Annotated in this window: 12 protein-coding genes; 7 read left to right on the top strand and 5 right to left on the bottom strand. The window is 42.4% G+C overall.

Annotation, left to right across the window (positions count from 1 at the left end; genetic code table 11):
* Nucleotides 1-39 precede the first annotated feature (39 nt).
* Nucleotides 40-441 (top strand): gamma-glutamylcyclotransferase family protein, encoded by a 402-nt coding sequence (locus ABIB50_RS02360; protein WP_429376939.1) that lies wholly within the window; start codon nucleotides 40-42, stop codon nucleotides 439-441.
* Nucleotides 442-489: 48 nt separating this feature from the next.
* Here ABIB50_RS02360 and ABIB50_RS02355 read toward each other — a convergent pair whose 3' ends face one another.
* Complete coding sequence (locus tag ABIB50_RS02355; RefSeq protein WP_429376937.1) at nucleotides 490-1,500, bottom strand: glutamine synthetase beta-grasp domain-containing protein; 1,011 nt, start codon at nucleotides 1,498-1,500, stop codon at nucleotides 490-492.
* A 488-nt stretch (nucleotides 1,501-1,988) separates the two neighbouring features.
* Here ABIB50_RS02355 and mdh point away from each other — a divergent pair, with 488 nt between their 5' ends.
* Complete coding sequence (mdh, locus tag ABIB50_RS02350) at nucleotides 1,989-2,927, top strand: malate dehydrogenase (protein ID WP_429376935.1); 939 nt, start codon at nucleotides 1,989-1,991, stop codon at nucleotides 2,925-2,927.
* 110 nt (nucleotides 2,928-3,037) lie between these two features.
* Nucleotides 3,038-3,433: a hypothetical protein gene (locus ABIB50_RS02345; protein WP_429376933.1), complete on the top strand. Its 396-nt coding sequence runs from the start codon at nucleotides 3,038-3,040 to the stop codon at nucleotides 3,431-3,433.
* Between the two features lie 44 nt (nucleotides 3,434-3,477).
* On the opposite strand, the gene ABIB50_RS02340 is transcribed toward ABIB50_RS02345, so the two are convergent.
* The 3 genes from ABIB50_RS02340 to ABIB50_RS02330 all read right to left on the bottom strand — a co-directional run bounded on the left by ABIB50_RS02340 (nucleotide 3,478) and on the right by ABIB50_RS02330 (nucleotide 8,253).
* Entirely contained in the window at nucleotides 3,478-3,969 is a 492-nt protein-coding gene (locus ABIB50_RS02340; protein WP_429376931.1) for a gamma-glutamylcyclotransferase family protein, read from the bottom strand.
* Nucleotides 3,970-4,159: 190 nt separating this feature from the next.
* Nucleotides 4,160-5,278, bottom strand: a complete 1,119-nt coding sequence (locus tag ABIB50_RS02335; RefSeq protein WP_429376929.1) for a Gfo/Idh/MocA family protein — start codon at nucleotides 5,276-5,278, stop codon at nucleotides 4,160-4,162.
* Between the two features lie 371 nt (nucleotides 5,279-5,649).
* Nucleotides 5,650-8,253, bottom strand: coding sequence for a M1 family metallopeptidase (locus ABIB50_RS02330; protein ID WP_429376927.1), 2,604 nt, complete (start codon nucleotides 8,251-8,253; stop codon nucleotides 5,650-5,652).
* A gap of 357 nt (nucleotides 8,254-8,610) precedes the next feature.
* Here ABIB50_RS02330 and ABIB50_RS02325 point away from each other — a divergent pair, with 357 nt between their 5' ends.
* From ABIB50_RS02325 to ABIB50_RS02315, 3 genes are all read left to right on the top strand, one after another.
* Nucleotides 8,611-8,973, top strand: a complete 363-nt coding sequence (locus tag ABIB50_RS02325; protein ID WP_429376925.1) for an endonuclease domain-containing protein — start codon at nucleotides 8,611-8,613, stop codon at nucleotides 8,971-8,973.
* Nucleotides 8,974-9,330: 357 nt separating this feature from the next.
* The gene (locus tag ABIB50_RS02320; protein ID WP_429376923.1) at nucleotides 9,331-10,641 is read left to right on the top strand and encodes a cytochrome ubiquinol oxidase subunit I; all 1,311 of its coding nucleotides are present in this window, start codon (nucleotides 9,331-9,333) and stop codon (nucleotides 10,639-10,641) included.
* An 81-nt stretch (nucleotides 10,642-10,722) separates the two neighbouring features.
* Nucleotides 10,723-11,736, top strand: coding sequence for a cytochrome d ubiquinol oxidase subunit II (locus tag ABIB50_RS02315; protein WP_429376921.1), 1,014 nt, complete (start codon nucleotides 10,723-10,725; stop codon nucleotides 11,734-11,736).
* 254 nt (nucleotides 11,737-11,990) lie between these two features.
* Here ABIB50_RS02315 and ABIB50_RS02310 read toward each other — a convergent pair whose 3' ends face one another.
* The gene (locus tag ABIB50_RS02310) at nucleotides 11,991-14,195 is read right to left on the bottom strand and encodes a GH92 family glycosyl hydrolase (RefSeq protein WP_429376919.1); all 2,205 of its coding nucleotides are present in this window, start codon (nucleotides 14,193-14,195) and stop codon (nucleotides 11,991-11,993) included.
* Nucleotides 14,196-14,378: 183 nt separating this feature from the next.
* On the opposite strand from ABIB50_RS02310, the gene ABIB50_RS02305 reads away from it, so the two are divergent.
* Nucleotides 14,379-17,087 (top strand): outer membrane beta-barrel protein, encoded by a 2,709-nt coding sequence (locus ABIB50_RS02305; RefSeq protein ID WP_429376918.1) that lies wholly within the window; start codon nucleotides 14,379-14,381, stop codon nucleotides 17,085-17,087.
* Nucleotides 17,088-17,198 lie beyond the last annotated feature (111 nt).

The raw sequence follows: 17,198 nt of genomic DNA, 5'->3' as shown, positions 1-17,198 counted from the left end.
AGCAAGATAGCTATCCTAACCTAAAATTTATATTTTAAAATGATAAATGATTTGTTGTTTGTGTATGGTTCGTTACTAAACGCCGATAATGAATTTGCCAATTACTTGAAAAACAACGCTACATTTTATAGTACAGGTAGGTTTAAAGGCAGATTGTTTGATATTGGGGAATACCCTGGGACAATAACCGGCACTTCTGATGATTACTACATAACTGGAAGCATTTTCAGATTGACTTCCGCTGAAGCGTTGGTGATACTTGATGATTATGAAGGCTTTGGCCAGGAGCAAGATCAACCCAATTTATTTATTCGAGATTTATTACCTGTCGAAACTGAGAATGGTTCATTAGACTGCTATGTGTATTTGTACAATCTGTCGGTTGATGGGTTATTAGAAATTAGTTCAGGGGAGTATATAAATTACCTGAAACAAAAATAGCGATGGGTTTAAAACCCATCGCTATTTGCATATTTAGTTAGCTAAGTATTAAACTTTAGCGGTTTTTACAGTTTTAATGATAACCGCAGCTACTTTGTATGGATCGGCAGCCGAGTTAGGGCGACGATCTTCCAAGTAACCACTCCACTGATGATCTACAACGTAAAGTGGGATACGGATAGAAGCACCACGATCTGATACACCATAGCTAAAATCATTGATAGATGCTGTTTCGTGTTTTCCGGTTAAACGTAATTCATTGTGTGCACCGTAAACAGCAACACACTCAGCAACTGCAGGGCGGAATGCCTCGCAAACAGCTTTAAATTTAGCTTCGCTGTTAGCAGTACGTAATAATGTATTTGAGAAGTTAGCGTGCATACCCGAACCGTTCCAATCTAAAGTACCTAATGGTTTGCAATGCCAGTTAATAGCAACGCCATAGCTTTCGCCTATTCTTTCTAATAAGTAACGTGCAACCCAAATTTGGTCACCAGCTTCTTTAGCGCCCTTAGCGAAGATCTGGAATTCCCATTGCCCGGCAGCAACTTCGGCGTTGATACCTTCAACGTTTAAGCCAGCCTCTAAACATACGTCTAAGTGTTCTTCAACAATTTCGCGGCCATATGCATTGTTAGCACCTACAGAGCAGTAGTAAGGACCTTGCGGTGCCGGGTAACCACCTGCCGGGAAACCCAAAGGTTTGTCGGTTTTTGGATCCCATAAGAAATACTCTTGCTCAAAACCAAACCAAAAATCATTATCATCATCCTGGATAAGCGCACGGCCGTTTGACTCATGTGGCTGACCTTTTGAATCCAATACTTCGCACATTACTAAATGCGCGTCTTTTCTTTGCGGATCAGGGCAAGTAAAAACAGGTTTCAAGATACAATCTGACGAACCACCCGGTGCCTGTTCTGTTGATGAACCGTCGAAGCTCCAGTTTTCAAGGTCTTCAACCTTACCGCTAAAAGATTTTACGATTTTTGTTTTGCTACGCAGGCTTTGGGTTGGTTTGTATCCATCAAGCCAAATGTACTCGAGTTTTGTTGCCATGTTTTTAAATTATTTTTTGTAAAGTTTGATTCAGATTATATTTTCAAGCGTATCGCTTAAGTATATGGTAGCAAATTTATATTAATATTTCTATTTTTTACAAAATTTATCAAAAAAAGTTAAAAAAAATATAAATTGTTACAATAAAACTATTTAATGACGACAAAAACAATAAAATAAAGCCTTAAAAAATACAAATCGACTGTTTTTACAAATTTCTATAAACTTTTAACTATCAAACAATAGCATTATACAGTAATACAACCAACTAACCATTATAAATTAAAAAGAATAAAACGCTGTGTTTATATACTAATAATGCTATTTTAACAATGCAGCGACAGTATTTTATAATTTTTTATTAAAATTGCACGCAATTTAATTCCTTCTTTATAAAACAAATAAACATATGAAACAATCATGGGTTTCCATTAAATAAAATAACCACCCATGATAGCTTCATAACAATTAAACAAACAAATTATACTATGAAAATAACAGTTGTTGGTGCCGGTGCTGTTGGCGCTACATGTGCGGATAACATCGCCAGAAAAGAATTAGCAGAAGAACTTATTTTATTAGACATCCGTGAGGGGTTTGCCGAAGGCAAGGCTATCGACATGATGCAAACCTCTGCCCTGCTGGAGTTTGATACTAAAATAAAAGGCGTAACCAACGATTATGCAGCTACTGCCGATTCGGAAGTTGTTATTATAACCTCTGGCCTGCCGCGTAAACCGGGCATGACCCGCGAGGAACTGATAGGTGTAAACGCAGGTATTGTAAAAAGCGTTACCGAAAACATCTTAAAGCATTCGCCTAACACCATCATCATTGTGGTTTCAAACCCAATGGATACCATGAACTACTTAACCCTTAAAACGTCTGGCTTGCCTAAAAACCGTATTATAGGTATGGGTGGCGCATTAGATTCGGCAAGGTTTAAATATTACCTGAGCCAGGAATTAGGCTGCTCGCCTGCTGACCTGAACGCGGTAGTTATTGGCGGCCACGGTGATACCACCATGATCCCGTTGATTAACCACGCTACATGGAACAGTATTCCTGTTACTCAATTCTTAACCCAGGAGCAGCAAGACAAAATAGTTAAATCTACTATGGTTGGTGGCGCTACTTTAACCGGATTGATCGGTACATCTGCCTGGTACGCCCCGGGTGCAGGTACCGCATTTATGGTTGAGGCTATTGTACGCGACCAGAAGAAACTGATCTCTTGCGGTGTTGCTTTAGATGGCGAATACGGTCAGAAAGACATCTCATTAGTGGTGCCGGTTATATTAGGTAAAGGCGGCTGGGAGAAAGTGGTTGATTTTAAATTAACTGCCGATGAGCAAGCATCATTTAACAAAAGTGCTGATGCGGTACGTGCCATGAACCAGGTGCTTACTGACAGTAACTTGTTATAATACTATTATACTATACAGCAAGGCCCCTACCATCGTAGGGGCTTTTTTTATTTGATGTTAAACCTTTTAACTATCCGGCTATCAAAGTAATGCACAAAAAAATAAGAAACATGAAGAAATTACTTTTAATAGCAGGTTTACTGGCAGGGTCGGTAATGTTTGCAAATGCACAGCTCTTAACCAAGTCACCGGATAAACGGGTGACACACCAGATGAAGGCTTTACAAAAGAACTTAAACCTGGATGCTACACAAGCCGAAAAGATCAATACTATATTATTGGCAAGAGCTACAAAGGTTGACAGCCTAAAAGCGAATACTACTGATGATAAAAAAGCTAACAGGCAAGCCATTAAAGCGCTGATGCAAACATCAGAAGACCAGGTGAACGCGGTACTTACCGCCGATCAGCAAAAAACATACGTACAATTGAAGGAAACCCGTAAAGCTAAAATGAAAAAGCGTGGTGGCGATCAAACCACGGGCACGCAGCCAAAAAAAGGCTAAATAACAAAGCCGCCTCAATATCAGGGCGGCTTTGTTGTTTATGTTTATAAGTTCTTCAATCTTCGTTGCCGGCGCACCTCGTCCGGGTCTATCTTATAGGGCATTATAGCTATCTGGCTGATATATTGAGCAGGCAAGCCTGCATCCTTAGCCAGTTTTAATATTTTAGCATGATACCAGTCGTAAGGTAAAAGGTGCGAACTGATGGCATGAGGTTGTGTTACAAAGATCTCGGCATGGTATATATTATCATTCAGGTCAAAACACATTGCAGTTTCAAGCTTCAGGGTAGTGTTCCATAACGGATCGTGAAAGTTACCACGTTCTTCATCGTCCAATTCAATGAGCGTACCCCAGACTATAGCGTCGGGCTCATACGATTTCATTACATTGGCTTTAGCCGATTCATCCTCGCCGGTGCTGTTAAAAGCAAATGTATAACCGGGCAGCTTGGCCACACCTATCTTTTTAGCAGACGGTACGGTCTTCGCGAATTTCTCCAGGTTCATGTTGCCTGCGTATGCAAATAGTATCATTGGAACAATATGGCTTCCTCTTTAAACGCACCGTACTATAAAATGTTGTAAAAATAGTTATTTGGACTTACAAAGTCAGCTCCACCTTCTTCCCCGTCCCTCTGGGCCTCTCGTAGCCGACCGTGAGTTGCGCTAAATCCTCAGGGTCCTTTTCAAGAGACCCTGAGGGGACAATTAATTTATACTTATTTTACAAACTCAACTCCACCTTTTTCCCCGTCTTCACCGCCAGATATATCGCGTCAATGATTTTCAGGTCCTTTACAGCTTCGTTCCCATCAACAGGCACGGGTGGTTGCTTACCGTTAAATAAAATATCTGAAAACTCATCCATCTGTACGGTTTGGTGGATGGTAACCGGCTGATTCAACTCTCCTTTGTTTGTGCGGCCTTTTATAGGCCCATAGCCTGTGGATGGCTGCATTTCGGCCCAGCCTTTTTCGCCATTCAGATAAAATTTATCAAGGTTATTTTGATTGTAGGTTGATAAGCAGGATGCTGTAGCCCCGCTTGGAAAGCCAAACTGAAACTGGATGGTTTCGTCAACCCCTTCTTTAAATTTCACCGGGTCGGTTTTTGTTTCCTGTGCGGTTACCCAGATGGGTTCTTCACCGGTCATATAGCGTGCGCCGTTAATGGCGTAAATACCAATATCCATTAAAGAACCGCCACCGGCCAGTTCTTTATTTAACCGCCATTGCTTAGGGTCGCCAATTTTAAAGCCGCAAAGACCCTGGAAGAATAAGATCTTGCCCAGTTCGCCTGCCTTACGCATGCGGATAACTTCGAGCGTATGTGGCTCAAAGTGCATGCGGTAGCCCACCAATAGCTTTACGCCTGCCGCTTTACAGGCATCAACCATCTCCTGCCCCTGTTTGGCATTTAGCGCCATAGGTTTTTCGCATATTACGTGCTTACCTGCTTTGGCAACAGCCAAAGCCATGTCATGGTGCAAGCCATTGGGCGTGGTTATATATACCGCGTCTATATCCGGGTTGTTTTTAATTTGATGATAAGTTTGGTAGTTGTAGCAATTCTTAGCCGGGACGCCAAAGCTATCCTGCCAGTCGGTTAGTTTTTTAGGCGTGCCGCTTATGGCGCCAACCAATTTAGCTTTAGTACACGATTGCATAGCGCCGGCAACCCGGGTACCATAACTGCCAAGCCCCATTATGGCTACCCGTAACACCGGGCCAGCATAAGGTTCTTGCTTTGTATTTTTATCATTAGCCCATACATTAACCGATGCAAGCTGCAAGGCTATAGTTGATACTCCTAACTTCTGTAAAAAATCGCGACGTGAGTTCATAATTAATGCGGTTTATAAAAACAACAATCTTTTTGATTACAAGTTATAAAATCTTTTTCTTATCAACTTCAATAAATAATATATTATCCTGAATGATAATAGAGTTCCGTTCTTTCAAGAGCCATCGGCTCGGCACATTTTGTAGCAACGGGTTTCAACCCGTTGTATATCGAAACAAAATAAGTAAAGAGCCGTAGGCTCGGCCCATATAATATGTGTCGTGCCTACAGCACTCATATTTATATCTTTTACCGTTCACCGGGTTGAAACCCGGTGCTACAATATGAAGCGAGGCTACGCCTCTGTTTGGTATTTACAAAAAAGGCCCCGATCACCCGGAGCCTTTTCAATTTTATAGATAACAGTAGTTGTTATTTAAACTGTTCGTTAGTTAAACCTGTATTAGCGGTTGCGTTGCTAACCTTTAATTCAACAGGAACGCCTAACAGTATGGTTTTAACATTATAAGGGATCTTGATCCCGCTTACTTCGCGATAATCGCCAAACTCTGTTGGCGAGCCGTTTGGTACATCAGTAACCTGCTTTAATTTATAGCCGGTTACCGGGTCGAAGTAAGCTTTTACCTTTACACCATCCGGGTGTGTTACCACTACCAGGTAGGCAGGCACGTCACCAACAACGCGCAGCGAGTTATCTAAAGTCAACGTATAACCTTCCTTATTATAATCCAACTCAGGGAAAAATCCAAAACGATAAATAGTGTTCTTTTGAGATTGCTTCGGGTTGTTTTTTACCACCTGGTTTTGTGCTACCGAGCTTACACTATCGCCATTGGCTTTCAAGTGTAATACCACATAGTTATTATATGATGGCGCTATAGCATTATACTCAAACTTATCAGGCGATTCATAACGGTTAACTAATTCTACACTTACACCTTGCAGTGTGCCTGCCGCGTTAATAGTCAAATCTTTTATAGCTTTAACTTTATCGGCACCGCCAATAGCATTAAGGTAATTAGTAATAACAGTTGCAGCGGTAACCCCGGTTGGTATTTTAACGCCGCTTAAAGCATTATTATCAGGGTTAACATCCGGTAATTTATGTTCAGGATCAAGCGTTACCAGGGTTACTTTTGAAGTTGATTTATACGGGAAGGTCCATTCGCCACCGCGCTGCCAAATTTCGGCAGGTAGTTTCACGGTTCCGGTTTTGCCATTTTCTTCTTTTATAACAGCGGTTACCGGCAGCGCCATTTCGCCTAAATTCTCAATAGTTATTAATGAACCCTTTGATGGGTCGCCCTCGTTATAATCTATAGCCTTTACCGATTGATCCAAGCTCATGGTACTCATGAACCATTCGTTCCAAAACCAGCTCAGGTCCTCGCCTGCGGCGTTATCCATGGTGTGGAAAAAGTCCCATGGCGTTGGGTGTTTAAAGGCCCAGCGTTTAATATAGGTTCTGAAGGCATAGTCAAAACGTTCCTCACCTAATATCTGTTCGCGCAGTATAGTCAACCCAAGGGCAGGTTTATTATAAGCCGCGTAACCTAAATAATCGGGCTGGATAACATCCGGCGTGGTCATTATCGGGTCTGCATCCGGGCTAAACATACTTTTGGCTCCGGCCTGTACATCATCTTTCTCATCATACTCGCCTTTGTTAAACACTTTGGTATCAACCGAGTTAATGAAAGTGTTAAAACCTTCATCCATCCAGGCAAATTTACGTTCGTTTGATCCTACGATCATCGGGAACCAGTTGTGGCCAAACTCGTGGTTGGTTACACCCCACAGGCCACCAGTTTTTGATGTCCATCCGCAGAAAACAATACCCGGATATTCCATGCCGCCTACTATACCTGCAACGTTAGTTGCAACCGGGTAAGTATACTCAAACCATTGTTGCGAGTAAAGCTCGATACAAGCTTTTACATATTCTGTAGATCGGCCCCAGGCTTTATCGCCTTTAACTTCGGCCGGGTAAACAGATTGTGCCAGCGCTTTTTTACCACTTGGCAGGTTAATGCGTGCCGCGTCCCAAACAAACGCTTTTGATGCCGCCCAGGCTACATCACGGGTTTGTTTACAGTAAAAATGCCAGGTAAGTGTTGGTTTTTGAGGATATGATTTTGGATTGGCAATATCTGCCTCATCCCTTATGCTAACAGTTTTTTCGCTGTTTTTGGCAGCAGCCAAACGGCTTAAAGCAGTTGGCGACAATACTTCGGTCGGGTTCAATAACTCGCCCGATCCGGTAACAATCAGTCCCGCAGGCGCGGTTATGGTATAATCAATATTGCCATATTCCAGGTAAAACTCAGATGCGCCCATGTATGGGATAGTGTTCCAGCCGCTTATGTCGTCATAAACTTCCATACGCGGGAACCATTGTGCAATTTCATACACCCAGCCAGCTTTGGTTTTCAAGCGTCCCATACGATCGGTACCATACTCGGGAACATCAAACGCGTAATCAACTTTAATATCAATTTTTTTGCCACCGGCTTTTAGCGAATCTTTCAGCTTAATCTGCATACGGGTATCCGTGATCAGGTAGTTTGCTTTTTCGGCTTTGCCATTAGTGATAATGTAAACGCCTTTTATCTCGCTGCCATTGGTATAAGTTTTATTGGTAAAGCGGCCGCCGGTTACCGGGCTGGTAGCCTGCGCACGCGAATCTTCGCGGTAAATATTCTGATCTACCTGCAACCATAAAAACGGTAAGCCATCGGGGCTGTTATTGGTATAGGTTATAACAGCGCTGCCGGTTACGCGGTGCTTGGTGGTATCTAACGTTACGTTTAGTTTATAGTCTGCACGGTTTTGCCAGTATTTTGCGCTTGGAGCGCCTCCCGCTGTACGGGTTTGCGTACTGTTTTGCTGGTAAAACAACGGATTAAATACCTTATGCTGATCGTATTTAGGCGGAGCAGTTTCGGTAGTTTGTGCTTTTACAGCCAGGGCGCTTGTTATTAATGACAGCGCAAAAATAATCTTGTTTACTTTCATGTTAATAGATCAGTGTAATGATGATGATAAAGATATGTTATCAGAATAAATAATCAAAATTGTAGATGTGGGGTAATAAAAAAGGTAACAGCGGGTGTTGAGGTGAGGAAGTTGGGCGTTGTCTTCGGCCTGGGCTTTACGTTACAAGTCCTCGCCCCCACAGCACAGGGCCCTGCTGCTGCGGGCTTTTCACTACTCCCGATAGCTATCGGGACCCAAACGCGCAGGGCGGTGCATAAGGTCGTTTACCTATCCGCGGCGACTCACCCGGCCTACGCTTCGCTGGGCCACCCTCTCTTCGCCTTCGGCGGAAAGAGGGTTAGGGATTTTTTTTAGAAATTTTCCTTATTTTGGTTTATGCAAACTGTAGTAGAATTTTGTCGCGAATTACGGCAACGTGAAACACCGGCGGAGAAAATTTTATGGGAACATCTTAGAAACCGAAAATTGGCCGGGTACAAGTTTTTGCGTCAATATCCCGTCTGCGTTACAGCTTATGGATACAACAAGTATTTTATACCAGATTTTTATTGCCATAAAGCAAAATTAGTAATAGAGGCTGACGGCCCAATTCATTTGATAAAACAAGAATATGATAAAAACCGAGATGAGGTGTTGGTAGCGCTCAACTTGACCATCCTAAGATTTGAAAACGACCAAATCATAAACGACACAAAAAATATTTTAAATACAATAAAAAATCACCTTAATAATAAATAAACAACCGCAACAACCCTCTTTCCGCCGAAGGCGAAGAGAGGGTCGACCAGCGAAGCGTAGTCGGGGTGAGTCGACGCGGACAGGTATACGCCCTGCGCGTTAAGCAGCGGATACTCCGAAGGAGTCCTTTGGACCGGCCTGTGGCTAATGCCTTGCGCAGTATGAGCGGAAAGCCTGGGCCGCAGGCAACGCCTAAACAACTACTCAAATATAAAAATCAGCAAAGTTACCCCACACCCACCGCCCTCACTAAAATAATATCAATTTAAAATCATTATGTATTAGTTTAATTTTTAACTCGTTACCTTCCTTTGGCTATCAACGTTTATCTTTGAACATCCTGTTTATCACAGAAACATGAACGATTTTTTAGCCGCCAGATCGCAAATGGCCCTATCGCTGGGCTTTCACATCATCTACTCGTGTATTGGTATGGTGATGCCTGTTTTTATGGCGATATCGCATTACAAATACATTAAAACACAAAACCCTGTTTATAAAAACATTACCCAGGCCTGGAGCAAGGGTGTGGCTATATTTTTTGCTACGGGCGCGGTATCGGGCACTATGTTATCATTCGAATTGGGTTTGTTATGGCCCAGGTTTATGGAGCATGCCGGGCCAATTTTCGGGATGCCGTTCTCGTTAGAAGGTGTGGCGTTTTTTATTGAGGCGATTGCCTTAGGTTTTTTCCTTTACGGGTGGAACAGGTTTAACAAATGGTTCCACTGGTTTACCGGAGTGATGGTTGGTATCAGCGGGATCTTATCGGGCATATTGGTGGTATCTGCCAATGCCTGGATGAACAGCCCGTCGGGATTTGATTATGTAAATGGTCAATACTTAAATATAGACCCCATGAAGGCCATGTTTAACGGCGCCTGGTTTTCCGAGTCGCTACATATGACGATAGCCGCCTTTTCGGCAACGGGATTTGCGGTTGCGGGCATCCATGCATTGATGATCTACCGCAAGCAAAATGTTATATTTCACACTAAAGCATTTAAGATCGCTATTATATTTGCTTCGATAGCCGCTATATTACAGCCTTTAAGCGGCGATATATCAGCCAAACACGCAGCTAAACGCCAGCCGGCTAAGCTGGCTGCCATGGAGGCTTACTTTCATACACAGGAATATGCGCCATTGGTTATAGGTGGCATACCTGATACCGCCGCTAAGAAGGTTAATTACGGTATTGAAATCCCCGGCTTGTTGAGTTTCCTGGTTCATGATAATTTTAAGACGCAGGTTAATGGGCTGGATAAGATCCCGGTTAAAGACCAGCCCAATGTGGCGGTAACACATTACGCGTTCCAGATAATGGTGGGATTGGGGATGATTATGATGGCTCTGGGGATATTATACTTAACAGCCACATTAAAAGTACGCCGGTGGCTTGACAAAGCATGGTTCCTGAAATTATTTATATGGGCAACACCCTTAGGCTTTATTGCTTTAGAAGCAGGCTGGACCGTTACCGAGGTTGGCCGCCAACCCTGGATAATACAGGACGTAATGCGCACCGCCGACGCAGTTACCCCTATGCCGGGGATACAATATTCGTTTTACATATTTAGCTTTATATATTTTACCCTGAGCCTGGCCGTAATATTTTTACTGCAAAGACAGATTAAGATGGTACCGGAATTATATGATGTGAAGTGAATTGGAGAGTGGTTGATTGAGTGAGTGGTTAGCACTTATTCATCAACCACTCACTTAATCAACCCAATCAACCAAAAACAAATGTTAACAGTCGTAATTATCTTCCTGTTCTTCGCTATACTGCTGTACTTCCTGTTGGGTGGTGCCGATTTTGGCGCGGGGATAATTGAGCTTTTTACATCCGACACCAACAAGCAACGTACCCGCAGCACCATGTACCAGGCCATAGGCCCGATATGGGAAGCCAACCATATGTGGCTGATCATCGCGGTGGTAATTATGTTTGTTGGTTTCCCTGATATTTATAGCAAGATGTGCACCTATCTGCATATCCCGCTGCTGGCCATGTTGTTGGGGATTATTGCGCGTGGTACTGCCTTCGCATTCCGTAATTACGACGCGATAAAAGGTGAGCGCACCCAACGGGTGTATAACAACATATTTGTTTACTCCAGCTTTTTAACCCCACTTTTTTTGGGGATAATAGCAGGCAGCGCCATATCAAGGCAGATTGATTTTGGTGCGACCGATTTTATGACGGCCTATATTTATAGCTGGTTTAATTGGTTCAGCATAGCTGTGGGGTTATTTACAGTTGCGCTATGCGGATTCTTAGCAGCTATATACCTGATTGGGGAGGCCACGGATGATTTTGATGTTAAACGCTTCATTAAAAAAGCAAAGGTGCTTAACGCCATCGCCTTTTTTTGTGGCGGCTTGGTTTTCCTTGCTGCTGAAACCCTAAACATCCACATGGCGCATTGGATCTTTGGCAATCGCGTTAGCTTAACAGCGGTAATTGCGGCATCTATATCGTTAGTTTTACTTTGGATAACTATCGCCAAAGGCCGCAAACAGATCCCACGGATATTTGCCGCATTCCAGGTTAGTATGATCTTGCTGTCTGTTGGTTACACCCACTACCCTAACTTTATCATGGGTAAGAATAATAAAAACCTGTCGCTTTTAACAGATCATGCTACCACAAAAACTATCGACGACCTGGGTATCGCTTTATTGATAGGCAGTTTATTTATTCTGCCGGCTTTAGGATACTTATTCTACAGTTTCCGGGGTAAAACCAGCCATGAGTAAATTATAAAGTGTAAAAAGAGTTTGTTTCTTCTTATTTCACCCGGTTTTTCAATTGATTCATAGTCAATAGATTAACTCAAAATCTTGTTTCATTTTGTTTCACTCCATTTTTGTAATTATTTTATTTTCAATACGTTAAGTCGAAATCTTGTTTCACCTGTTTCATTTGTTTCACACCCGCGTGAAACAAACGTGCCTGCTAAACAACAAAAAAGCCGCTATTAATAACGGCCTTTTGGAATATCATAGTTAATTTACTTAGTGGCGATAGCTAAGGTACCACCTTTTAAAAACAAGTCGTGCGATACAAAATAGCCTTTATTTGCTTTACCATTAACCTTAATTGAGGTAATACCCCTGCCCTTTCCAGGTTTGGTTATGGTGATGTATTTACCGGTACTGGTACGCCATTTAACTTCATCAAACAACGGTGCGGTAACAATGTATGTTGGATCAGTTGGCGATACCGGGTACAAGCCTAACGAGCTAAACACGTACCATGCCGACATTTCACCAGCATCGTCCATACCGGCAAGCTCAATGTTTCTCGGCCCCATACCGTATAGGTTATTCATAATGTTATCCAATACCTTTTGGGTTTTCTCGGGTTTGCCTATAAAAGTATAAGCAAAAGGCGCCTCATGATCAGGCTGGTTACCCTGGCAGTACTGGCCTATAAAGGTTTCAATATTACGGGCGATGTATTTAGGGTTCCATGGTATGCTGAATAATGAATCAAGCTTAGCCTCGAAAGGTTTTGGCCCGCCGTATAATTCTATCAGTCCCGGCATATCATGCGGCGCAAAGAACGATACCTGCCAGGCGTTAGCCTCGCGATACATGTACTCGTAGTATGGGTATTGAGGGTTGAAGTTCTTTACCCAGCTACCATCCTCTAACCTGCCCTGCATGAAGTTGTTAGTCTTGTTGAATACGTTTTTGTAATTCTTAGAGCGCGCCATCAGGATACGATAATTGGCCGTATCGCCAAGCTTCTTAGCTATTTGCGCTACCGAATAATCATCATAAGCGTACTCTAATGTTTTGGATACACCCGCTGTGCCTTTAGCAGTTGTTGTAGGATTTGCTAAGTCGGGGTCAGGTATATAGCCTTTCGCCAGGTATGGCTCAAGGTACTGCCTGCCGCCACCACGCCCGTTTGGATTAGGAACGTTGGCATTGTGTAACAGGATCTGGTAGGTGCCTTTGATGTCAAAGTCGGTAATACCTCTCAGATAAGCGCCTGCGATAGAAGATGCGCCATGGTCGCCATGGAAGAAGGTAGGGATGTAGCCCGTCTTATCTCCCTTATCCTTTAACGACTTGATCATATTTAAAGTAACATTAGGCGACACCAACTCCAACAATACATCCTTGTTGCGGTAGGTATCCCAAAGTGATGGCTCGGTATAATAATCGATACCGGTATTAACAACCTTCCTGTTGATGTCGGTAAAATCACCGTTAACGTCACTGCGTAAAACCGGCCATAGTAATGAGCGGTAGAAGCAAGAGTAAAGCATGGTTTTCTGCTTCCCGGTACCGCCTTTAACCTGAATAGTTGATAGTTTATTTTGCCAGATATCATGAGCCGCTTTGCGGATGGCGTCAAACGTTTTATCGCCAACCTCTTTCTGCAAATTCATTTTAGCGTTATCGGTGCTAACAAACGAGAAGCCTATCTTCAGGTAAACCGGCTCTTTACCATCATTGGCGAGGTGAATAATTGCATTGCCGCCCGGGGCGGTCACTTCCCTGCCCCTAACTGTCCGGGTAGTAGTAGAATGGTTGTTTGCCAGGTTGCCAACTTTTGAGCTGAACACGGCATAAAAGTATATATTCTCGCCACCTTGAAAACCTTTAACCGCGTAATCGCCGTCCTGATTTATTTCCCAGCTTGACACACCACTTAAAGCTTTAGACAGATCAAACAAAACCTGGCGGTCGTTACCGTCTTTATATTCAAACTTATAATAAGCGCATCTTAAAGTTGATGTCAGCTGGACGTTAACTTTATAATCATCCAGGTAAACCCGATAATAGCCAGGCGATGAGCTTTCATTTTTATGCGAGAACTTTGAACCGATAGTTGTGCCGGGGTTTGACATAGGCAGCACCGGCACGTTACCAAAGTTCCAGTGGCCTTTGTTGGTATGGCTAAACGATACTATGGTTGAGTCTTCATACTCATAACCTGCACCGGCAGGCTGATATTTAGTCATTGGGCTTACCTGCACCATCGCATTTGGCAACGAACTTCCCGGAAAGGTCAGTCCAGACCACGGACGCCAGTTATTGGGGGCCACATAACCTAAAAGCTTAGGGTCGGTCACTGCTTCAGTGCCAACAAACGTATTTACATATTTAGTATTATCAGCTATGGTTTGGCTTTTACCCGCAGTTGATGCAAGCAAAACTATAGCAGCAACATTTAAAATGCTTTGAATTGAAGTTCTCATTGTTTAACAGTAATTGGTAAGTCAAATATATATAATAAGCCCTGCCCCATATTTTATTATGTTAAAATTGTTACGTACAATTTAACATTTGGGGCTATTGACAATTAAATAAAATTAAATACTTTTACCAAAACGCAACAATGTAACATCTAAACCTAACAATGCTTCGGCACACCTACCTTTATGACAAGATCTACCTACCTAACCATCATCATGATGCTGTTTTCAGTTATGCTTTTTGCTCAAAGCAAATCAACATTAAAAGGCACAGTATTAGACTCTGTTTCCAAATCGCCGGTCGAATTTGTGACCGTTGCAATTGTTAACGCTAAAGACACCTCGCTGATATCGTATACCATCACCAACAAAAATGGTGTATTCAGCCTTACCGGCCTTCCGGCAAATAAGGAGACCAAACTGATCGTTTCATCAATGGGGTACGGCACTTTCAGAAAACTGCTTGTTTTTAAACCAAATGAGAGTAAAGACCTGGGCGCGGTATACCTGACCAATAAATTCTTGAATGAAGTTGTAGTTAAAGGAGAACGAACACCAGTCGTCCAAAAAAAGGACACCTTAGAATTTAACACTGAAGCCTTTAAAACCCGCCCTAACGCTGTTGTAGAGGACCTCTTAAAACTACTGCCCGGTGTGCAGGTAAATGTTGACGGCTCTATACTAATTAATGGTAAGGCAGCCAATAAGGTGCTTATAGATGGTAAGCGTTTCTTCGGAAACAACATTACTGTCGCCACCAAAAACCTTGATGCCGATATGGTATCCGCAGTGCAGGTGTATGACGACCGCGAAGATGACCCCGATCATAAACTAACAGAAATGGAGGTGGGCAAGATTATCAACCTTAAGATGAAAAACAAGATCAAGAAGAGTACCATAGGTCGGGTATATGCCGGTGGCGGTACGCGGGGCAGGTATGAAGGCGGCGGTATTCTCAGCACCTTTAGGGATACACTGCAGGTTAGCGTTTTGGGCACAACTAATAACCTGACCCACACCGGCTTTTCAACCAGTGACCTTAATTCATTGGGAGGCTTTAACCGGTCTGGCGGTGGTGTAGTTAATGATGGCACCTTTGGCGGTAATGGCGATGGAGGTATAGAAAAGATGTGGTCGGGAGGCTTCAACGTCAATAATAATTATGGTAAAAAACTCAAAATTAACCTGATGTATTTTTACTATAATTATGTAAAAGATTATGATAAAAAACTCCTCACTGAGCAAAATCTTGATCAAACCCTGTTAACTTCGTTTAATAAAAATGTATCGCAGTTAAGGCAGCAAAGACACGAAGTAAGCACTTTTATAGAATGGGCACCCGATACCGTGCAGAAATACCGGTTTGATGCCAAGATTGATATATCCCCTACCGGATTTAATGCCAACGGCACAACCAACACCTTCAATAGCCAAACGCCCAAACTAAGCGATCTGTTAACCGTTCAATCAAGTAATAGCCTTGCAAACGAGTTTAGTGATAACTTTATGTACTATCGTAAACTCCGCAGAACGGGTTCTTCATTAACATTCCGGCAGAACTTATATATCAATCGTAGTAACACCGATGCTTATGACCTGAATAACCTAACGTCGTACACCGGCGCGATTGGTTCTTCGGTATTAGATAGATACAACAATAGTAAATATAGGTATTATGTAGGGGGTGTCGAATTGACCTATACTACACCCTTCAACAAAAAAATAACTAATGACTTGTTTTTAAACTCGCGGTTTTACGCTACCGAAAACAAGCTGGCTACTTATAACAGGGACCCAGCCGGTAACTATGATGTATTCCTGGATAACCAAAGCAGCGACCTGCAGCGGCCGCACTATATACAAAACATTAAAAACACCGTAAACTATAATATCAAACCCGGCCTGACCCTTAAATTCGGACTTGACCTGGAGATACAGCAGTTTACGAATAACTTTAACAGCGTCATTCCAAGCACTATCAACAGTTATACTTATTTGTTCCCGTCGCTAAGGTTAAACGCTAATAAATTTTTCCTGAATTATAGCGAGACGGCTAATCCGCCCAATATATCACAAATGCAACCTATAACCAGGCAGATAAGCCAGCTTGAAACTTTGACAGGTAATCCTAATTTAGTACCGGGTTTACAGCGCAATCTTTCATTCAATTATTACAACTATAACTCTGATAAACAAACTTATACCGGTTTAAACGCAGGGGCTACAGTAAAAACCAATAATATTGTCCAGGTATCTACCAAAGATGCCAATGGCTTTGTAACCTCAACCTATGCAAACAAAGATGGCGGCTGGAATGCCTATTTTGGTTTAAACAGGGGGAAACAATTTAAAAAATCAAAAACCTGGCAGGTAGGTTTGAATACCGGTCTGTATGCCAACTTTAACCAGGGTTCGTTCTTTCTGAATGGCGATGCCGGCACACAATACGGCTATTACCTAACTATAGTTCAAAATGTGGTCATCAATTATCAATCTATAGTTAACCTCAGCATCGTTTATGCTCCTACGCAATCCATTACCGAGTACAGGGGCGTTAACTATCCATCAGTACATACTTTAATGCATAGGGCAAGAGCTATCGCCACGGTTAACTGGCCTAAGAATTTTATCTTTGACGCTCAATATCAATATAATTACAATCCGCAGATAGCCCCTGGTTTTCCAAGATCATCAAATGTGCTTAACCTTGCTTTAACCAGGAATATGTTTAAGCAAAACAGGGGGCAGGTCAAATTATCGGTGTATGATATTTTTGATCAGAACACCAATACCTACCGCTACGCCTTAACCAACTCTATTATCACCGGCGAGCAGCAGATATTGAAACGTTATTTGTTATTGACTTATTCTTATAAAATAAACTCGCATAAATAAGTTTAACTGGAGTATTGCATCTGTATTGTTACTTCCAAAAATTCAGGGAGTGGTTATAAATAAATATTTTTAGAAAATTATAACCACTCCCCTAACTTGTTATAAGAGGTA

It is taken from the genome of Mucilaginibacter sp. UYCu711 (assembly GCF_050433825.1).
GTDB lineage: Bacteria > Bacteroidota > Bacteroidia > Sphingobacteriales > Sphingobacteriaceae > Mucilaginibacter.
This window is presented reverse-complemented; position numbering and strand designations above follow the sequence as displayed.